Genomic DNA, 16,676 nt, shown 5'->3' with positions numbered 1-16,676 from the left:
GGGCCTGCCGGACGTGCTCTGAAGATGATTCGGAGCGGGACGTGCCGCGGCTTGGTCACGGGGAGAACTGGTCGGCGATCAGCGGAGGGAGCCCGCCAAGGCCCAGCAGCCCGGCCACCGTCCTGCCGGTCAGGTCGTGCCACGCGCCGGCCCGTCGGAGCATGGCGTGGGAGCTGCCGTACATCAGGACGGTGGCCGCCTCGGCGCCCGCGGCATTGGCCCGCGCCGCGAAGTCCAGGGAGGATCTCGGATCGGTCGTACGGTCCTGGTCGCCGTGCAGGAGCACCACGCGCCGGCCGCGCAGGTGCGCCACCGGCTCCCCGGCGGGGCACCAGGGCGCGAGGCCGACGACCGCGCGCACCAGCGGGTCCCCGGCGGCCCGCAGCGCGGCGCGGGCCCCCATCGAGTGCCCGACCAGGACGGTCGGCACGTCACCGGCGAGCAGTTCCAGCTCGCGCAGGGCCCGGCGGGCGTCCTGCGCCGCGTCCTGGCGCTCTCCGTTCCAGCCGCGGCAGCGGTAGCGCACCCGCCCGAGCAGCACCGAGCCTTCCCGCGTGGACCGCCGGATCGCCCCCTCGAAGAGCCGCAGCCGCGCGCCCGGCAGATTCCACGGCGGGGGCGCGGCGGTCCCGTGCTCCCGGCCGCCGTGCAGCAGGAGCACGGCGGCCGCCGGCTTCTCGACCTGGCCGCTCAGCACGAGCGCCGGGCGGTGGTCATCGTGGAAGGGCACGGGGGACTCCTCGGCATGTCGGTGACCGGCCGACGTGGTGGACGTGGCCGACGTGACCTATTCGGAGCCGCCCCGGTGGTCGGATGGGTCTAGCGCACGGGGCGCGAGCCCACCTCGTCCAGACGCTCACCGTCCCTCAGGCGTGCCCGCACCTTCACGTCGGGGCTCCGGGGAGCCTTGACGGCAAGTGTGCGCCCTCGCTCGGTCGTCTTGACGTCGCCGGTCACATCGATCCCTTCCACCTCGCGGCTGCCCGCCGCGAGGAGGTAGTGGCGCCCGGAGCCCGCCGTCCAGGGGGCGCTGGCCACGACGTGCTGGCCGAAGCGGCTGCAGGCAGCGGTCGAGCGTGCCTGTCCGACCACCTTCGCCGGTGCGGTGGCGGACGCCGCGGACGTACGGAACTGCACGAGTACGTCGCCGGGGCCGCGCCAGGTGGAGGCACGGGTGCAGGACCAGACCGCGCTGCCGCCTTGCTCGGGCAGGTCCTGCTCGGCGTAGTCCCACTGGTTGACGGCCCGCACGCCGCTCTGCCGCAGCCCGGGGAGCTGGCACGCGGTGTGGGCCCAGCTCTGCAGTGCCGTACTGCTGGTGGCCTCGCGGGGCTGGCGGGGCGGGGCTCCGGTGCCGGGCAGGGGGGTGTAGCTCAGGTGCACGGGAGTCAGGGCGCCCAGGTCGGCCACGAGGAAGGCGTGCTTCTCCACGATCTTGCTGGAGGAGCGCAGCTGCAGCACCGGCAGACTGTCGCACGCCCCCTTGCCGGGCGGCTCGCTGACCGCGTCGGTGACGCCCTCGTCCGACACGTCGAGCGGGCGGCCGGGGGAGTTGGGGGCCAGCAGGTCGCGCGTCTGCGCCTCGGCGATCCAGGGGGCGGTCAGATAGCGGGCCTTGCCCGCCTTGCGGCTGACGACGAGCGCGGCCGCCGTGGTCACGTCCGCCTCGTCGGAACGGGAGATGTCCAGGGACGGGTCGCCCGACGGGTCGAGCGGTTCGCCGTAGCGGACCACGCGCCGGCCGTCGTGGAACAGCACGACCGCCTCCTGGCCGACGACGCCCGCGTACAGCAACTGGGTGTTCCTGGGCGGTGGTTCGGAAGTGGTGGCCTTGGCCACGCCGACCCGGGTGCCGGGCCGCGGATCGGTCCAGGCGCTGAGCGCGCGGGTGAGCAGCGCGTCGTCGTCGGTGCGCGCACCGCGGGCGGGCCACGCCGTGAAGTCCACCCGCGAGGTGTCGGCCCAGGTGTCGCGGGAGGTGCGGAGCAACTCGGCGGGGCTGATCGTGGGGCGGGTTCCCGCGGTGCGGGAGGTGTTGCCCGCCGTGGTGTCCCCGACGCCGGTCAGCAGCACCGCACAGCAGAGGGCGACGATCCCCGCGGTGAGCCACGCGAGCTGGTGACGACGCCTGCGGCGCAGCAGATCGGTCGGGCGGGTCTGTACGGAGCAGGCGTCGAACTCCCGTGACCGCAGGAGCGTTTCGGTCGCCTTGCCCGCGCTCTCCTGCACGTTGCAGGCGGCGCGCAGCACTTGCTTGGGACGAGGCACACCGGCGGCGCCGAGCAGCTCGACGACCTCGGAGCGCGGCAGCCCCTCCAACTGGAGCAGCACGAAAGCCGCTCGGGCGGGGGCGGGGACCTCGGAGAGGATCTGTCCCAGCGCGACCTCCTCGCCGCTGCCCGCGCGGGGGAACAGCCGCAGCCCCCAGACCACCGGGAGCGTGGGGCGCAGGGTGCGGGGAGGCGGGAGGAAGCCCGGCCAGCCGCGCGGGCGGCGGTCGTGGGCCAGCGCCGAGCGCAGGACGCGCGCCCGCACGATCGCCACCGCGGGGTCGGATATGCCCCTGCGCTGTTCGGGGACGCGGGGTTCGGGCGCGCGGGACGCGATCCGCCCGACGCGGAATCCGGGCAGTGCGCGCTGTACCAGCGCGTGGGCGACGAGGACCCGCCGATGCCTGCCGAGCGTGTGGGGGAGGGTGAGATAGGCGAGGCGTACGAGCCGGGTGTACTGGTCGACGATGACGGCTTCGGCCTGGTCAAGGGCCACCTGCCCGGGTTTCGTGGCCGACCGTCGCTGCGATGTGCTCATCGATCAAGAAGCCTTCCAAAGGCTGACGACGTTGCGTCCTGACCACGTTCAAACGAGTGAATCGTGCGATGGTCACAGCCATGGCTTCGCCGAGGTGGCGACGGCGGCGTCCGGGCGGAGGAGGCTCACGCCTCGACGTTCCGCCGGGATCACACCTACCCGTCGCCACCTCTGTGCGTCCGGGATCCCTCACAACCCCGTTCGGACACAGGTGATTCGTCGCTGGGCGCGCGATGGATTGGTCTCTCGCCCCGATCTTTGCCCGGATGCTTGAGCCGATACGGCGGCCCGCGCCGACAGAGGGGGGCGGAAAAGCAAGAGCGCCCCCCTGCACGCCCCCCCCATCGCGCCCTGAAATGCGCCCCCCGATGTTCATGGAACGCGCTTGCCATGCAGGTCAGAACGCGCTTTCCAGGGGGAGGTGCCGCAGCGCGCGTCTCCTGCGCTTGGCTGATTCGCGGCGGTTCGGCGCGGCCGTGATTCCGGTGTTCGATACACGAGCCGAAGAGTGGCGCGTGTATCGAGCACTCACCGGTGACCCGGGAGTCGACGACCCCTCTGAGCGGCCACGACGCCCCGGAGTGCCCAGTGCGCAGGGCACATCCCTCGTCCCATGTCCCTCATTTCGCACCGCTAAGGCTTCGCCAGCATTTTTCCGCCAGGTTTCACAGAATCCGCACAGACCCCCCAGGTGACACGCACTATGTGACGCGTCAGAGCGACACGGACACACACGGCGACGTGTGAGCGTGTCGGTTGGGGGGTGGGCCGGGGGGTGGAGACACCCCTTCGGCCCGACCGTGGAGGGGAACCACACACCGCATGAATCACACCGCGCGAGCGGCGGCTCTCGGGGCCGGCGCTCTGCTTCTCGCGCTCTCGATGCCCGCTGCTCCGGCCTCGGCGGCCGAGCTGCCACGCATCGACCTACGCGTCCTGGTGGTGACCGACGGGGGCCCGGCCACCGCCGCGCTCACCGCCGAACTCGACGGCCAGGGAACGCCGTACACGACCGTCGACCTGCGCCAGAGCGGACGCCCGGTGATCAACGCCGCGTTCCTCGCGGACACCGTGGACGGCAGGGCGCGCGCCAAGTTCCAGGCCGTCGTGCTGCCCAACGACAATCCGTTCGGCGCCGGTTCCGCCGAAATGGCCGCCCTGGCCTCCTACGAGCAGACCTACGCCATCCCTCAGGTGGACGCCTACACCTACGCCAGGCCCGAAGCGGGCCTGCAGACACCGGAGTTCAGCGGATCACTCGACGGGGTGCGGGCCGAGGTGACCGCGTCGGGCAAGAGCGGACCCTTCGGGTACCTCGCGGGACAAGTCCCCTTCGAGGACAACGCGCCCTCCACCAACGAGAGTTACGGCTTCCTGGCGAAGCCCGCGCCGGGCGCCGACTTCACGAGCTATGTGGACGCGCCGATCCCCGGCGCACCCGGCGCACCCGGTGCGGCCGGCCGTGGCTCACTCGTGGGCGAGTACCGCCACGACGGACGGCGCGAGCTGGTGGTGACCTTCGTCTACAACCAGCACCAGCAGCAGTTCCGGCTCCTCGCCCGCGGCATCGTCGACTGGATGACCCAGGGCGTCCAGCTCGGCTCCTCACGCAACTACTTCGCCGTGCACATCGACGACGTCTTCGGCGCCGACGACCGCTGGGACAGCGAGCTCAACTGCACGCCGGGCGACGTGGACTGCCCGCCGGGGCAGGGCACGCCCGACCCGATCCGGATGACGCCGGACGACGCGGCCTACGCGGCCCAGTGGTCCAAGGGCCGTAAGTTCCCGCTCGACATGGCCTACAACGGCGGCGGCAGCGAGCTCTTCCGCGAGGAGAACGGCGGCGCCGACCCCCTCGCGGACCGGCTCATCGCCGACCGAGGCCAGCACCGCTGGATCAACCACACGTACAACCACCCCTTCCTCGGCTGCGTCCAGGACGTCAGCAGCGTGCCGTGGACGTGCGCCAAGAACCCGGACGGCAGCACCCGCTACACCTCCCGTGCCGACATCTCCCAGCAGATCTCCGACAACCGAAACTGGGGCCAGCGCGCCGGACTGCCCCTGGAAAACGCCGAGTTGGTCACCGGCGAGCACTCGGGGCTCAAGGTGCTCCCGCAGCAGCCCGCCGACAACCCGAACCTGAGCACGGCCCTGCGGGACAACGGCGTCACCTGGCTCGGCTCGGACAACTCCCGTGACCGGGGGCAGCGGCCGGTGGGCTCCGCGCTGACCGTGCCGCGCTTCCCGATGAACGTCTTCTACAACGCGGGCCGGGCGAGCGAGCAGGTCGACGAGTACAACTGGATCTACACCCGCAAGGCGGACGGCGGCAGCGGTGTCTGCGAGAACTCCTCCGTCGCCACCTGCCTGGAGAGTCCCCTCGACCCCACCACCGGCTACCAGGACCACATCGTGCCGGTGGAGTCGACGATAGCGATGGGGCACGTCCTGGCGAACGACCCGCGACCGCACTTCATCCACCAGTCGAACCTCGCCGAGGACCGCATCGCGTACCCCGTGCTCGGCTCCGTCCTCGACGCGTACGGCGCGCTGTTCGCGGACAACGCCCCCGTGGTCAACCTGCGGATGGCCGACATCGGCGGCGAGCTGCGCTCCCGCGCGGCCTGGGACACGGCCGTCAAGGCGGGCAAGGTCACCGCCTACCGGATCGGCAACAAGGTGACGGTCCAGGCCCCGTCCGGCGTGACCGCCCGAGCCACCATGCCGAGCGGAACGGCTCAGCAACTCCTCTTGGGGACACGCCCGTTCGGGTCCGCGTACGCGGGGAGAACCTCCGGCTGGGTGTCCCCGGCGCTGCTCCAGAGCCGGGTCACGCTCAACCTGCCCTCCGCCCTCACGGCCGGCAAGGTGGCGGCCGAGCGGCCGGACGTCCCGAAGGCGGCCAAGAACCTGCCCGTCCCCGCAGGCGCCGCCACATACGTGAAGCCCGGCACCGACGGCCACACGCCACGAGCGCTGCCCGCCAAGCGCTGACCCTCCGGTCGCACCCGGTGGCGGGCCGGCCCCTCCCGGCCGGCCACCGGGCCCACACCTCACGCGGCGTGCTCCCGCCGCCGCGGCCCTGCTGACCCGCCGCCGCATTCCTCCCCACCGTCCCCCCGCGCCCGTACGTCCCGCACCCCGCCGTTCACGGAACTCGCCGCACCCCGGCCCACCGGGGCGGGCGCCGCCGTCGGCTCCCTCGCGTTCGTATCTCACCCGCGGAGCCCCACCATGCCCGACTCGCCCTCGCCGGTGCCGATAGCGGCACCCTTCTCCCTGCCGTCGCCCCGCCCCGCAAGGACCCGCGTCACCCTGCTGACCGAAGGCACCTATCCGCACAGCCACGGTGGCGTCAGCGTCTGGTGCGACCAACTCGTCCGCGGTATGCCCGACGTCGACTTCGGTGTCCTCGCCGTCACCGGTACCGGCAGCGAGAGCCTCGCCTGGGAGCTCCCGCCGCACGTCGACGAGCCCGTCTGCCTGCCCATGTGGGGGCCGACCCCCGCGGGGCACGCCCCGCGCGGCCGACGCCGACGCCAACTCCTGTCCTCCTACGAGCAGTTCCTCACCGCACTGCTCGACCCGGCCGCCGAGGACGGCTTCGCCCCGGCGCTCCACGAGCTCGCCCGGCACGCCCGTGACGGCGCCCTGGTCCCCGCGCTGCGCACCGACCGCGCGGTGCACGTCCTGACCTCCGTCTGGAACGTCCCCGGGCGGGCGAGCGCCGAGGCGCGGCCGACGCTGCACGACGCGGTCACCGCCACCAGCCTGCTCGAACACGCGCTGCGGCCGCTCGCCGCCAGGCCGCCCGAGCACGGCGTCGCGCACGCGGTCAGCGGCGGCATCGCGGCCCTGCCCGGCCTGGTGGGCCGCCAACTCCACGGCGTTCCGCTGCTGTTGACCGAGCATGGCGTGTACCTGCGTGAGCGCTACCTGGGCTATCGCACGGGCCCGTACAACTGGCCCGTGAAGGCCCTGCTGCTCGGATTCTTCCGGCTGCTCGCCGAGGAGACGTACCGCCAGGCCGCCCTGATCACCCCGGGCAACCGCTACAACCGCCTCTGGGAGGAGCGCGGCGGCGCGGATCCGGATCTCATCCGCACCGTCTACAACGGCGTGGACCCCGAGGCCTTCCCGCCCGCGGGACCCGAGCCGCGAACCCCCACCCTCAGCTGGGCGGGCCGGGTCGACCCGATCAAGGACCTGGAAACCCTGATCCGTTGCTTCGCCCTGGTCAGGCAGGAGATACCGGACGCCAGGCTGCGCCTCTTCGGCGGCACCCCGCGTGGCGGCGAGGCCTACCGCGAGCGCTGCGAGGCGCTGGCCGCCGAGCTCGGGCACGGCGACGCGGTGGTCTTCGAGGGCCGCGTCGAGCACATCAAGGACGCCTACTCGGCGGGCAACGTGGTGATGCTGTCCAGCATCAGCGAGGGCTTCCCCTTCACCCTGATCGAGGCGATGTCCTGCGGACGTGCCACGGTCTCCACCGATGTCGGCGGCGTGCGGGAGGCCGTGGGCCCCACCGGCCTCGTGGTGCCGCCGCGCGCACCGGAGGCCATGGCGCGCGCGGTCGTCGAACTGCTCCGCGATCCCGGGCGGCGTGCCGCGATGGGCGAGGCGGCCCGCCTTCGCGTGATCGAACAGTTCACGCTGCGGCAGACGGTGGACGCCTTCCGCGCGATCTACGAGGAGTTGGCCACGGTCGCTCAACAGGTAACACCTCAGGATGAGTTGCCGAGCCGCTACGTCTCGGGCGGGGTGGCGGGATGAGCGGACCGCTCCCTCTCAGACCGCGCGGCGGCGACCTCCGCAGGCCGGAGCACCACAGCGCTGCCGAGCACCACAGCGCTGCCGAGCATCACAGCGCCGCGGACGACACTCTCGCCCTGCGCCTGGCGCGTCCGCCCCGCACACGCCCCGGCGTCGCCCTGCGCCCCGCCCGCGCCGACGATCCCGTCGACCGCCTCGCCGCCGAGCTCGCCGACGACGCGGGCGCCGCCGTGCACCCCTACGAAGTCGCCGCCCTCCTGGAGTCGCAGGGCCTGACCGGCGACCGGATCCAGGAGACCTATGGGCACCCCGATCTGTTCTCGCTGGCCGACGCCGTCTTCCGGCGGGTGCCGCGCAGCCATCCGAAGCCGCCTGTGCCGCCCGACCCCTGGCGGCCCGACCACCTCCGATGCGCCCTGCGCGGGCTGCTCTTCGCGCTCCCCGGTACGGCCTATGTACTGGCGCAGGGCGCGTGGGGTTCGGCCTCCGGGCTGCACGGGCTGATCGCCGCCGCTCTGGTGTCCTGGGCGTGGTCCCAGGCGCTGAGCCACCGGGCGTACAGCAGGCTCGCGGCCGGGCGGCACGAGGCCGGGCGCACCCTGCTGGCCGGCGCGCCGCTGGGCGCCGTGGCCGCGTCGGTCACCGGACTGCTGGTCGCGGGCCCCGGTGCCGCCGCGCTGTTCGCCGTCGGGCAGTCCTGCTATCTCGCCGCGGCCGGGCTGCTGCTCGTGCTCGGCCACGAGAAGCTCCTCGCGGCGGCGCTCCTGCCGGTCGTGTCGGCCGCGGCGGCCCAGCCGTGGTGGCAGCCACCAGCCCTCCTACGCACCGGACTTCCGCTGCTCACCGTCCTGCTCGCGGGGGCCGCCGCGGCGTACGCACTGCGCTCGGCCCTGCGGGCGGCTCCGGTGCCGGGGCCAACGCCACGCCTGGTGCGCTCGCTTCCGTACGGCCTGTTCGGTCTCGCGGCCGGGATGCTGACCGCGGTCGCGGGGCAGCAAGAGCCTTACGCCGTCATCGTGTTGACGCTCAGCATGGGACCCGCCGAGTGGCTCCTCTACCGCTACCGCGGTCTCGCCGTCGCCGCCCTGCACGCGTCGACCACCCCACGGGGCTTCAGGCTGCGCGCCGCTCGGGCGCTCGCCGTGTGCGGCGCGGCCTATCTGCTGCCGCTCGCCCTGGGCGCCCTACTCGTCGGCGCGAGCGCGGCCCGGCTCATGCTGCTCGGCGCCGTGCTGTGGATCGCCCTGCTCCTCCAGGCGTTCGGCGCGGCCTGGCCGTCCGCCGCGCCCTGTCTGCTGGCCGCCGCCACCGCCACGGCGCTTCCGCTCACCGGAGCCGTCTCGGCGCCCACCGCGCAACTCATCGGCTGTACCGCCGCGGCCTCGGCGCTCCTCGCCGTCGCCGTCCACCACCTGGGCCGGCCGACGGCGCACGCCTGAGCCGACCCGCGCGGTCCTTCACCACCTCCACCGGGCCCGGCCCCCGCCCGCGGCACCACCTCCGTCACCGTCCCCACTTCAGGAGCACTCATGGCACCCGCACCACTCGTCGCCGTCACCGGAGCCGAAGGCTTCATCGGCTCGCACCTCACCGAGGCGCTCGTCGCGTCGGGCCACCGGGTCCGCGCGATGGCGCAGTACAACTCCTTCTCCTCCTTCGGCTGGCTGGAGACCCTGGCGCCCGAGGTGCTCGCCGAGGTCGAGATAGTCCTGGGCGACGTCCGCGACCCGGGCTCGGTCCGCGGCCTGGTCACCGGCGCCGAGACCGTCTACCACCTGGCCGCCCTCATCGCGATCCCGTACTCCTACCAGGCCCCGCACAGCTACGTGGACACGAACGTCACCGGCACGCTCAACGTCCTGGAGGCCGTGCGCCACCTGGAGATCCCGCGCCTGGTGCACACCTCCACCAGCGAGACGTACGGCACCGCGCAGACCGTGCCGATCACCGAGGAACATCCCATCAACACCCAGTCCCCGTACGCCGCTTCGAAGGCGGGCGGCGACCGGCTCGCCGACAGCTACCACGCGAGCTTCGAGACGCCCGTGGTCACCCTGCGGCCCTTCAACACGTTCGGCCCCCGCCAGTCGATGCGGGCCGTCATCCCGACCGTCATCGGCCAAGTTGCCTCAGGCTCACGGGAGATCACCCTGGGCGACCTGCGTCCTACCCGTGACTTCACCTTCGTCGCGGACACCGCACAGGCCTTCATCGCCGTCGGCAAGGCTCCCGCGGAGGCCGTCGTGGGCCGCACCTTCAACGCGGGCACCGGCGGCGAGATCTCCGTCGGCGACCTGGTGCGGCTCATCGGCAAGGTGATGGAAGCCGACCTCGACGTGCGCGAGGACGCACAGCGCATCCGCCCCGCCGCCTCCGAGGTGATGCGCCTGGTCGCCGACGCCGGCCGACTGCGGGCGGCGACCGGCTGGGCGCCGGACCACGACCTGGAGCAGGGCCTGGCCCGCACCGTCGACTTCTTCCGCGACCCGGCCAACCTGGCGCGCTACAAGACGGATATCTACAACATCTGATCCGTTCCTGACGAACCATCAATCACTCTGCGCAATGGGCCACTTGACCACTTCGGGTCACTCACAGGGGAGAGAACCATGCACGCAGTCATTCTTGCCGGAGGCAAGGGCGTCAGGCTCCGGCCGTACACCACCGCGCTGCCCAAGCCGCTGGTCCCCATCGGCGACCAGCACGCGATCCTGGAGATCGTGCTCCGCCAGCTCGCGAGCGCCGGCTTCACCAGCTGCACCATCGCGATCGGCCACCTCGGCCACATCATCCGCGCCTATGTCGGCAACGGCGCCCGCTGGGGCCTGCGCGTCGGCTACTCCACGGAGGACAGCCCGCTCGGCACCATGGGTCCGCTCCTGACGATGATGGACCGGCTGCCCGAGCACTTCCTCGTGATGAACGGCGACATCCTCACCGACCTCGACTACGCGGACGTCCTGAAGAGCCACAGCACCTCCGGTGCGCCGCTGACCATCGCGACGTACGCACGTGAGGTGCGCATCGACTTCGGCGTGCTCACCACCGAAGCCGAGCGAGTCGTCGCCTTCACGGAGAAGCCGAGCGTGGACTACCGCGTCTCCATGGGGGTGTACGGACTCTCGCGCGACACGCTCGCCTCCTACACGCCGGGCCTGCCGCTCGGCTTCGACGAGCTGGTCCTCGACCTCCTGAAGACCGAAACCCCGCCGCACGCCTACGCGTTCGACGGCTACTGGCTCGACATCGGACGCCCGGACGACTACGACCGCGCCAACGCGGAGTTCACCACGCACCGCGGCCTTCTTCTCAAGGGAGCGTGAGGGGACCGTGCGCATTCTCGTCCTCGGCTCCACCGGATACCTGGGCGGGCACATCGCCGAGCGGCTGCACGCCCTGCCGGGCGTGCGGCTGCTCCGCGGCGGCCGGGCCCCCGCGGACGACCTCAGGGTCGACCTCGCCGCCATGACACCCGCCGCGCTGGCCGAACAGCTGACCCGGGCCGAGCCCGACGCCGTGGTCAACTGCGTGGGCGCGGTCGGCGGCACCGCGCTGACCCTCGCCGAGGCCAACTCCCGTGGCCCCGCGGCCCTGTGCGAGGCCCTGCACGCGGCGGCGCCCGGCGCGCGCCTGGTGCACCTGGGCTCGGCGGCCGAGTACGGGCCGACCGGCATCGGCGAACGGACGGCGGAGGAAGCCCCGGCGCGGCCGGTCGCCCCGTACGGCGCCACGAAGCTGGCAGGCACCCTCACCGTGCTCGGCGCCGGACTCGACGCGCTCGTGCTGCGGGTCACCAACCCGGTGGGCCCCAGGGCCCCCCGGACCGGCCTGCCCGGCCGGCTCACCGCCGAGCTCGGTCGCGCGATGAGCGTGACCCCGCACGGCAGCGTCCAGGTCGGCGACCTGTCCGCCTACCGGGACTTCGTCGACGTACGCGATGTGGCGCACGCCGTCGTGCTCGCGCTCGGCCTGCCGGGGCGGCTGCCGCGGCTGCTCAACATCGGCAGCGGCAGTGCCGTGCCGGTGCGCGACCTGGTGCAGGGCCTGGTCGGCGCCGCGGGCTTCACCGGGCATGTGGAGGAGTCGCTGGGCAAAGTGGGCCGGTCGGTGGCCGTGCCCTGGCAGTGCGCCGACATCGGCGCAGCGGAACGGGAGCTGGGCTGGACGCCGACGCACTCCCTGCGGGACTCCGTGACCGCGCTGTGGGCCGCCGACGGCGCGCCACGGAAGGGACCAGGAGGCCCGGCGGGCGCGGACGACGGCTCGTCGCGCCTCGCGTCCGCGGGCGGGGATCCGCGATGACCCTGCTGGTGCTGTTGTACGTCCACCCGGCCGCCGACCCGGCGGCCTGGCAGGCGCTCGTGGCGGCCGCGCCCCAGCTGTACGGCATCGTCCTGAACGCCGCCGACGGCCCGGGGACGGCCCCCGACCCGGCCTTCACCGACGCGTCGCGGACCCTGCGCGAGGCGGGAGTGCGGGTGCTCGGGTACGTCGACACGGCGTACGGGGAGCGGCCGGTCGACGCCGTCACCGACGACCTGGACCGGCACCGCGAGTGGTACGGCGTGGACGGCTGCTTCTTCGACCGCGTCGCGTCCGGCCGCCGCGAGCTGCGGGCGTGCCGACGTCTGGTCCGCGCGGCGCGGGAGAGGGGCGCCGCGACGGTGGTCCTCAACCCGGGCGTGCATCCCGCGCCCGGGTACGCCCGCGCCGCCGACCTGCTCGTCACGTTCGAGGGGCACTGGACGACGTACATGCGCTCGTTCGACGCCCCGCGCTGGACGGCCAGGCATTCCCCCGAGCACTTCTGCCACCTCGTCTACGGGGTGCCTCCGGCGCTGGCGCTCCTCGCGGGGCGCACCGCCGTGCAGCGGGGCGCGGGAGTGCACTGCGCGGTGTCCGGCGCGGGGCCCAACCCCTGGACGCAGCCGCCGCCCCTGCTCACGTCCGGAGGCGCGTCGTGAAGCACGCGCGGCTGGGTCCGCTGCTCGTCGCCACCGTCCTGCTGCTCGCCGGATGCTCGTCGGCACAGCGGGAGGGCAGCGCCCCGGAGCGCTGGCGGCCCCGGCCCGGCACCACCTGGCAGTGGCAGCTCGACGGCCGCGTCGACCCGCGCGTGGACGTACCCGTCTACGACATCGACGGGTTCGAGAACCGCGCGTCCGACGTGGCCCGCCTGCACCGCGACGGGCGCCGCGTCATCTGCTACATCAACGCCGGTGCCTGGGAGTCCTTCCGCCCGGACAGCGACGACTACCCCGCCTCGGTCCTGGGACGCGCCAACGGCTGGAAGGGGGAGCGCTGGCTCGACATCCGGCGCCTGGACGTGCTGCGCCCGCTGCTCGCGGAGCGGTTCGAGATGTGCCGGGACAAGGGGTTCGACGCGGTCGAGCCGGACCTCCTCGACAGCTATCTCAACCGCACCGGATTCCCCCTGACCGCACGCCACCAACTGGCCTTCAACCGCATGGTCGCCCGCCTCGCGCACGAGCGCGGCATGTCCGTCGCCCTGAAGAACGACCTCCCGCAGATCCCTCGGCTCGTGCGGGACTTCGACTTCGCGGTCAACGAGGAGTGCGCCCAGTACGACGAGTGCGCGTCGCTGACCCCCTTCATCAAGGCGGGCAAGGCGGTGCTGCACGTCGAATACGCCGTGCCCAACGAGAAGTTCTGCGCCCAGGCGCGCCGTCTCGGCCTGTCGTCGATGAGCAAGAAGCTGAACCTGGACGAGTGGCGCAGGCCCTGCTGACGCATCGGCGATCGGGGGAAGCCGCGTAACGGACGATCTTGCCCTCGCGTTGGTCCGCCGGGGCCCGGCATGTCAGACCGGGCCATGACGAAGGCTTGAGGGGCACTCATCATGCACGACATCACCAGGAAGATCGCCGCGGGGATCGGCGCCGTGGCCGCTGCGCTGGGCTGTGTCATCGTCACCGGACCGGCGGCGGCGGCCGACGGCAAATGGTGCAACAACGCGGTCTGCATCGAGACCTACGACAGCGGCACCTACCTCGGCAGGGTCGAGGTGTCGGTCATCAACACCAACCAGCCGCACCGGATCAGCGCGCGCGTATGGACCACCAATGGCTGGAGCGCCACCACCAAGGTGGAGGACGTCGACGCGTTCCGCACCTACCGCGACCAGGCCTACCCCCAGCGGCACTTCCCCGCGGGCACCCGCCTCTGCGCGGAGGGCTTCCGCGGCGGCGACAGCGTGGGCCTCCCCTGCGTCACACTCACCGACTGACCCCGCCGGGACTCAGCCGTACTGGCGGCAGCGGCCGGGGAAGACGGCCCGGACGCGGGCGGTGAGGAGGCCGAGGGCGGCCCGCGAGTCGGTGGCGTCGGTGTCGGCGTCGGAGCCGAGTTGTAGCGCCAGACCCAAGGTGAGGACGGCGGGGGCCGGTCGGTCACGCCCGACACCCCCTTCCTGTGGGGTTCGGTGTGTCCAAGCCGGTCACCGCCCTCGCCGTGATGCGGCAGGCGGAGGCAGGCCGCGTGGACCTCGACGCACCGGTGCGCGTCAACCTCTGCCGGCGCCTGTCCGAACTCGTCCTGCGTGACCGTGTGCAGGCCGTGGTCATGCTGCTCTTGCCGCGCGCGGGGGGCGGAGGCGCCTCGGGGATACTCCCGCAGTCGTACGCACGCTCCGCGCACCGCTCCTATCGTGAGGTCCGTGACGACCCCCGCCCCCCGCCCCTGGCAGCGGCGCCTCAAGTTGGCCTTGCCGCCGCCTTCCCCGCAGCTCACGGATCTGGCCGTGGCCGCGGTCGTCGCGCTCCTCACCGGCATGGACGCGGCGGTCAACGACTCCGGCCACCGGCAGGCCGACCGGTTGACCTGGCTGTTGTACGCCATGTCCGTCGCCGCCCTCCTGGTGCGCGGCCGGTGGCCGGTCGGCGTCACCGTCGTCACCGGGGCGGCCTGCGCGGGCTGGGCGCTCTACGGGCACATCGGGGAGCTGCTCAACCTGCCGGTGATGGTCGCGCTGTACGCCCTGGCCGCGCAGGGCGACCGGCGCCGTACGCTGCGGGCCGCCGTGGTCGCCGCCCTTGTCTCGGGGGTGGTGTCGGTCATCGCGGGCAAGGACGTGGCACAGCCCCAGGGCGCTCCTCTCCTGGAGATGCTCTGGCCCCTGGTGCCCTTGCTGCTGGGCGAAGTGGTGCGGGGAAGACGGGAGTTGATGAAGGAGTACGCCGACCGGGCCGAGCGAACCGAGGCGGACAGGGAGCGGGAGGCGCGGCGCAAGGTCGACCAGGAGAGGGCCCGCATCGCCCGGGAACTGCACGACGTGGTGGCCCACACGGTGTCGGCGATGACCGTGCAGGCGGGCCTCGCCCTGGACGCGCTCGACAGCAGGCCGGAGGTGGCGCGCACCGCGATGCGGCAGGTGCGGACGTCGGGCAAGGAGGCGGTGCGCGAGCTGCGGGCGACGGTGGGCGTGCTGCGCGAGGGGCGGCGCGAGATTCCCGTGGCCCCGGCGCCCCGCCTCGCGCAGCTCGGCGAACTGGCGGAGGGGGTGCGCGGCACCGGCCTGCGGGTATCCCTGCACACCGCCACCGGCGGCCGGGAGCTGCCGCAGGTGGTGGAGTTGGCGGCGTACCGCATCGTCCAGGAGGCGCTGACGAACGTACTCAAGCATGCGGGCGCCCGGCACGTGGCGGTATCGGTGGCCGTATCGGGCGACCGGCTGACGGTGGAGATCACCGACGACGGCCAGGCTGCCGCCACGGCCGCGGAGGACGGGTACGGCCTGACCGGCATGCGCGAGCGGGCCAGCGCGATGAACGGCTGCCTCGACGCGGGCCCGCAGCCAGGGGGTGGGTGGCGGGTGCGTGCGGTGATTCCCGTGGGGGAGGGAGTGGCTTGAGCGGGCGGTTCGGGGGGTCTGGCTTGGGGTGGGCGGTCGGCCAAGGGGAGGGGAGTGCCTGGGATGGCGGGTTCGGGGGTGCCTGGCTCGGGTGGGCGGTCGGGAACGGGAAGGGAGCACCTCGGGTGGCCGGCGGGAAGAGGAAGGAAGCGCCTGGGGTGGCCGGTTCGTGGGATGCCTGGCCTGGAAAGGGTGGCCGGGGGAGGGCGGGAGCGCGTGGGATGGCCCTGTCGGGGATGCCGGGCTTAGGTGGGCGGACGGGTAGGGGAAGGGAGCGGCGGGGTGGCTGCTTCGTGGGGCATCCGGCTTGGAGGGGGCAGGGAGGGGAGTGGTCCGGGTGGTCGGCTCGGGGGTGCCTGGCTTGGAGGGGTGGGGGAGGAAGCGGTCTGCATGGCCGGCTCGGGGCGCCTGGCTTGGGTGAGCGGGCGGGCGGGTGGTTCGGTTGAGGAGTGGCTTGTGTTGGCGGGGCGGAGAGGGAGTGGTGTGCGTGGCCGGATCAAGGAGAGAGCCGCATGAGTGAGCGGATTCGGGTGCTCCTCGCCGACGATCAGACCGTCGTCCGCGCGGGCTTCCGCGCCCTGCTCGACCTCACCGACGACCTGGCGGTGGTCGGCGAGGCGGCCGACGGCCTCGCCGCCGTGGAGCTGACCCGCACCACCCGCCCCGACGTCGTCCTGATGGACATCCGCATGCCCCGTGCCGACGGCCTCGAAGCCACCCGCCGCATCGTCGCCGACCGCACGCTCGACGCCGTACGCGTCCTGGTCCTGACGACCTTCGAGGCCGACGAGTACGTCTTCGAGGCGCTGCGCTCAGGAGCCGCGGGCTTCCTGCTCAAGGACATCGAACCGGACGACCTGCGTTCCGCGATCCGCACCGTCGCCGCCGGGCAGAGCCTCCTCGCACCCGGCGTCACCCGCCGGGTGATCGAGGAGTTCGCCCGGCTCAAGGCGCCCGAGGCCGAGGCGATGCGGCTCCTGGACCCGTTGACGGACCGGGAGCGCGAGGTGCTCGCGCTCGTGGGCCGCGGCCTGGCGAACGACGAGATCGGCGCGCGCCTGCTCATGTCGCCGCTCACCGCGAAGACGCACGTCAGCCGGGCGATGACGAAGCTCGGGGCGCGCGACAGGGCGCAGTTGGTGGTGCTCGCGTACGAGACGGGCCTGGTGCGCGCGGGCGAGAGCTGACCCGAGGGGAGTCGGCCGCTACTCCCCGGGGA

At 73.1% G+C, this 16,676-nt stretch carries 14 protein-coding genes; 11 read left to right on the top strand and 3 right to left on the bottom strand.

Annotated features, from left to right (window positions below; translation table 11 throughout):
• Nucleotides 1-55 precede the first annotated feature (55 nt).
• Both ACFUPX_RS33475 and ACFUPX_RS33470 read right to left on the bottom strand, forming a co-directional pair.
• Entirely contained in the window at nt 56-730 is a 675-nt protein-coding gene (locus ACFUPX_RS33475; RefSeq protein WP_383331377.1) for an alpha/beta fold hydrolase, read from the bottom strand.
• A gap of 89 nt (nt 731-819) precedes the next feature.
• Nucleotides 820-2,808, bottom strand: coding sequence for a hypothetical protein (locus tag ACFUPX_RS33470; protein ID WP_383331374.1), 1,989 nt, complete (start codon nt 2,806-2,808; stop codon nt 820-822).
• Nucleotides 2,809-3,630: 822 nt separating this feature from the next.
• Here ACFUPX_RS33470 and ACFUPX_RS33465 point away from each other — a divergent pair.
• The 9 genes from ACFUPX_RS33465 (at nt 3,631) to ACFUPX_RS33425 (ending at nt 13,834) form a co-directional block, all read left to right on the top strand.
• Nucleotides 3,631-5,808 (top strand): hypothetical protein, encoded by a 2,178-nt coding sequence (locus ACFUPX_RS33465; protein WP_383331371.1) that lies wholly within the window; start codon nt 3,631-3,633, stop codon nt 5,806-5,808.
• A 240-nt stretch (nt 5,809-6,048) separates the two neighbouring features.
• The gene (pelF, locus tag ACFUPX_RS33460; RefSeq protein WP_383331368.1) at nt 6,049-7,587 is read left to right on the top strand and encodes a GT4 family glycosyltransferase PelF; all 1,539 of its coding nucleotides are present in this window, start codon (nt 6,049-6,051) and stop codon (nt 7,585-7,587) included.
• Nucleotides 7,584-9,026 (top strand): hypothetical protein, encoded by a 1,443-nt coding sequence (locus ACFUPX_RS33455; RefSeq protein ID WP_383331365.1) that lies wholly within the window; start codon nt 7,584-7,586, stop codon nt 9,024-9,026. The genes pelF and ACFUPX_RS33455 overlap by 4 nt, the downstream gene beginning before the upstream one ends.
• Before the next feature lie 90 nt (nt 9,027-9,116).
• Complete coding sequence (locus ACFUPX_RS33450; protein ID WP_383331362.1) at nt 9,117-10,118, top strand: GDP-mannose 4,6-dehydratase; 1,002 nt, start codon at nt 9,117-9,119, stop codon at nt 10,116-10,118.
• A gap of 78 nt (nt 10,119-10,196) precedes the next feature.
• On the top strand, nt 10,197-10,910 hold the full coding sequence (locus ACFUPX_RS33445; RefSeq protein ID WP_383331359.1) for an NDP-sugar synthase: 714 nt from the start codon (nt 10,197-10,199) through the stop codon (nt 10,908-10,910).
• Between the two features lie 7 nt (nt 10,911-10,917).
• Entirely contained in the window at nt 10,918-11,889 is a 972-nt protein-coding gene (locus ACFUPX_RS33440; protein ID WP_383331356.1) for an NAD-dependent epimerase/dehydratase family protein, read from the top strand.
• Nucleotides 11,886-12,551 (top strand): spherulation-specific family 4 protein, encoded by a 666-nt coding sequence (locus tag ACFUPX_RS33435; protein ID WP_383331353.1) that lies wholly within the window; start codon nt 11,886-11,888, stop codon nt 12,549-12,551. Before ACFUPX_RS33440 ends, ACFUPX_RS33435 begins: the two co-directional genes overlap by 4 nt.
• The gene (locus ACFUPX_RS33430) at nt 12,548-13,336 is read left to right on the top strand and encodes an endo alpha-1,4 polygalactosaminidase (protein ID WP_383331350.1); all 789 of its coding nucleotides are present in this window, start codon (nt 12,548-12,550) and stop codon (nt 13,334-13,336) included. The genes ACFUPX_RS33435 and ACFUPX_RS33430 overlap by 4 nt, the downstream gene beginning before the upstream one ends.
• A gap of 111 nt (nt 13,337-13,447) precedes the next feature.
• Nucleotides 13,448-13,834 (top strand): hypothetical protein, encoded by a 387-nt coding sequence (locus tag ACFUPX_RS33425; protein ID WP_383331347.1) that lies wholly within the window; start codon nt 13,448-13,450, stop codon nt 13,832-13,834.
• Between the two features lie 12 nt (nt 13,835-13,846).
• Here ACFUPX_RS33425 and ACFUPX_RS33420 read toward each other — a convergent pair whose 3' ends face one another.
• Nucleotides 13,847-13,972 (bottom strand): hypothetical protein, encoded by a 126-nt coding sequence (locus tag ACFUPX_RS33420; RefSeq protein ID WP_383331344.1) that lies wholly within the window; start codon nt 13,970-13,972, stop codon nt 13,847-13,849.
• 291 nt (nt 13,973-14,263) lie between these two features.
• Between ACFUPX_RS33420 and ACFUPX_RS33415 the strand changes: the two genes are divergently transcribed.
• Both ACFUPX_RS33415 and ACFUPX_RS33410 read left to right on the top strand, forming a co-directional pair.
• Nucleotides 14,264-15,457 carry a sensor histidine kinase gene (locus ACFUPX_RS33415; protein ID WP_383331341.1) on the top strand — a complete coding sequence of 398 codons (1,194 nt, stop codon included), beginning with the start codon at nt 14,264-14,266 and terminating at the stop codon, nt 15,455-15,457.
• Between the two features lie 512 nt (nt 15,458-15,969).
• Nucleotides 15,970-16,644: a response regulator gene (locus tag ACFUPX_RS33410; RefSeq protein WP_383331339.1), complete on the top strand. Its 675-nt coding sequence runs from the start codon at nt 15,970-15,972 to the stop codon at nt 16,642-16,644.
• Nucleotides 16,645-16,676 lie beyond the last annotated feature (32 nt).

The organism is Streptomyces sp. NPDC057302, assembly GCF_042667685.1.
GTDB lineage: Bacteria > Actinomycetota > Actinomycetes > Streptomycetales > Streptomycetaceae > Streptomyces.
The sequence above is the reverse complement of the archived record's forward strand: the minus strand, read 5'-3'. Positions and strand labels throughout refer to the sequence as shown.

What these genes read in the sequence shown, in the direction of transcription:
- ACFUPX_RS33455 (WP_383331365.1), top strand. Translation starts at nt 7,584, where the DNA reads ATGAGCGGACCGCTCCCTCTCAGACCGCGCGGCGGCGACCTCCGCAGG.
- pelF (WP_383331368.1), top strand. Translation starts at nt 6,049, where the DNA reads ATGCCCGACTCGCCCTCGCCGGTGCCGATAGCGGCACCCTTCTCCCTG.
- ACFUPX_RS33425 (WP_383331347.1), top strand. Translation starts at nt 13,448, where the DNA reads ATGCACGACATCACCAGGAAGATCGCCGCGGGGATCGGCGCCGTGGCC.
- ACFUPX_RS33410 (WP_383331339.1), top strand. Translation starts at nt 15,970, where the DNA reads ATGAGTGAGCGGATTCGGGTGCTCCTCGCCGACGATCAGACCGTCGTC.
- ACFUPX_RS33435 (WP_383331353.1), top strand. Translation starts at nt 11,886, where the DNA reads ATGACCCTGCTGGTGCTGTTGTACGTCCACCCGGCCGCCGACCCGGCG.
- ACFUPX_RS33465 (WP_383331371.1), top strand. Translation starts at nt 3,631, where the DNA reads ATGAATCACACCGCGCGAGCGGCGGCTCTCGGGGCCGGCGCTCTGCTT.
- ACFUPX_RS33450 (WP_383331362.1), top strand. Translation starts at nt 9,117, where the DNA reads ATGGCACCCGCACCACTCGTCGCCGTCACCGGAGCCGAAGGCTTCATC.
- ACFUPX_RS33445 (WP_383331359.1), top strand. Translation starts at nt 10,197, where the DNA reads ATGCACGCAGTCATTCTTGCCGGAGGCAAGGGCGTCAGGCTCCGGCCG.
- ACFUPX_RS33470 (WP_383331374.1), bottom strand. Translation starts at nt 2,808, where the DNA reads ATGAGCACATCGCAGCGACGGTCGGCCACGAAACCCGGGCAGGTGGCC.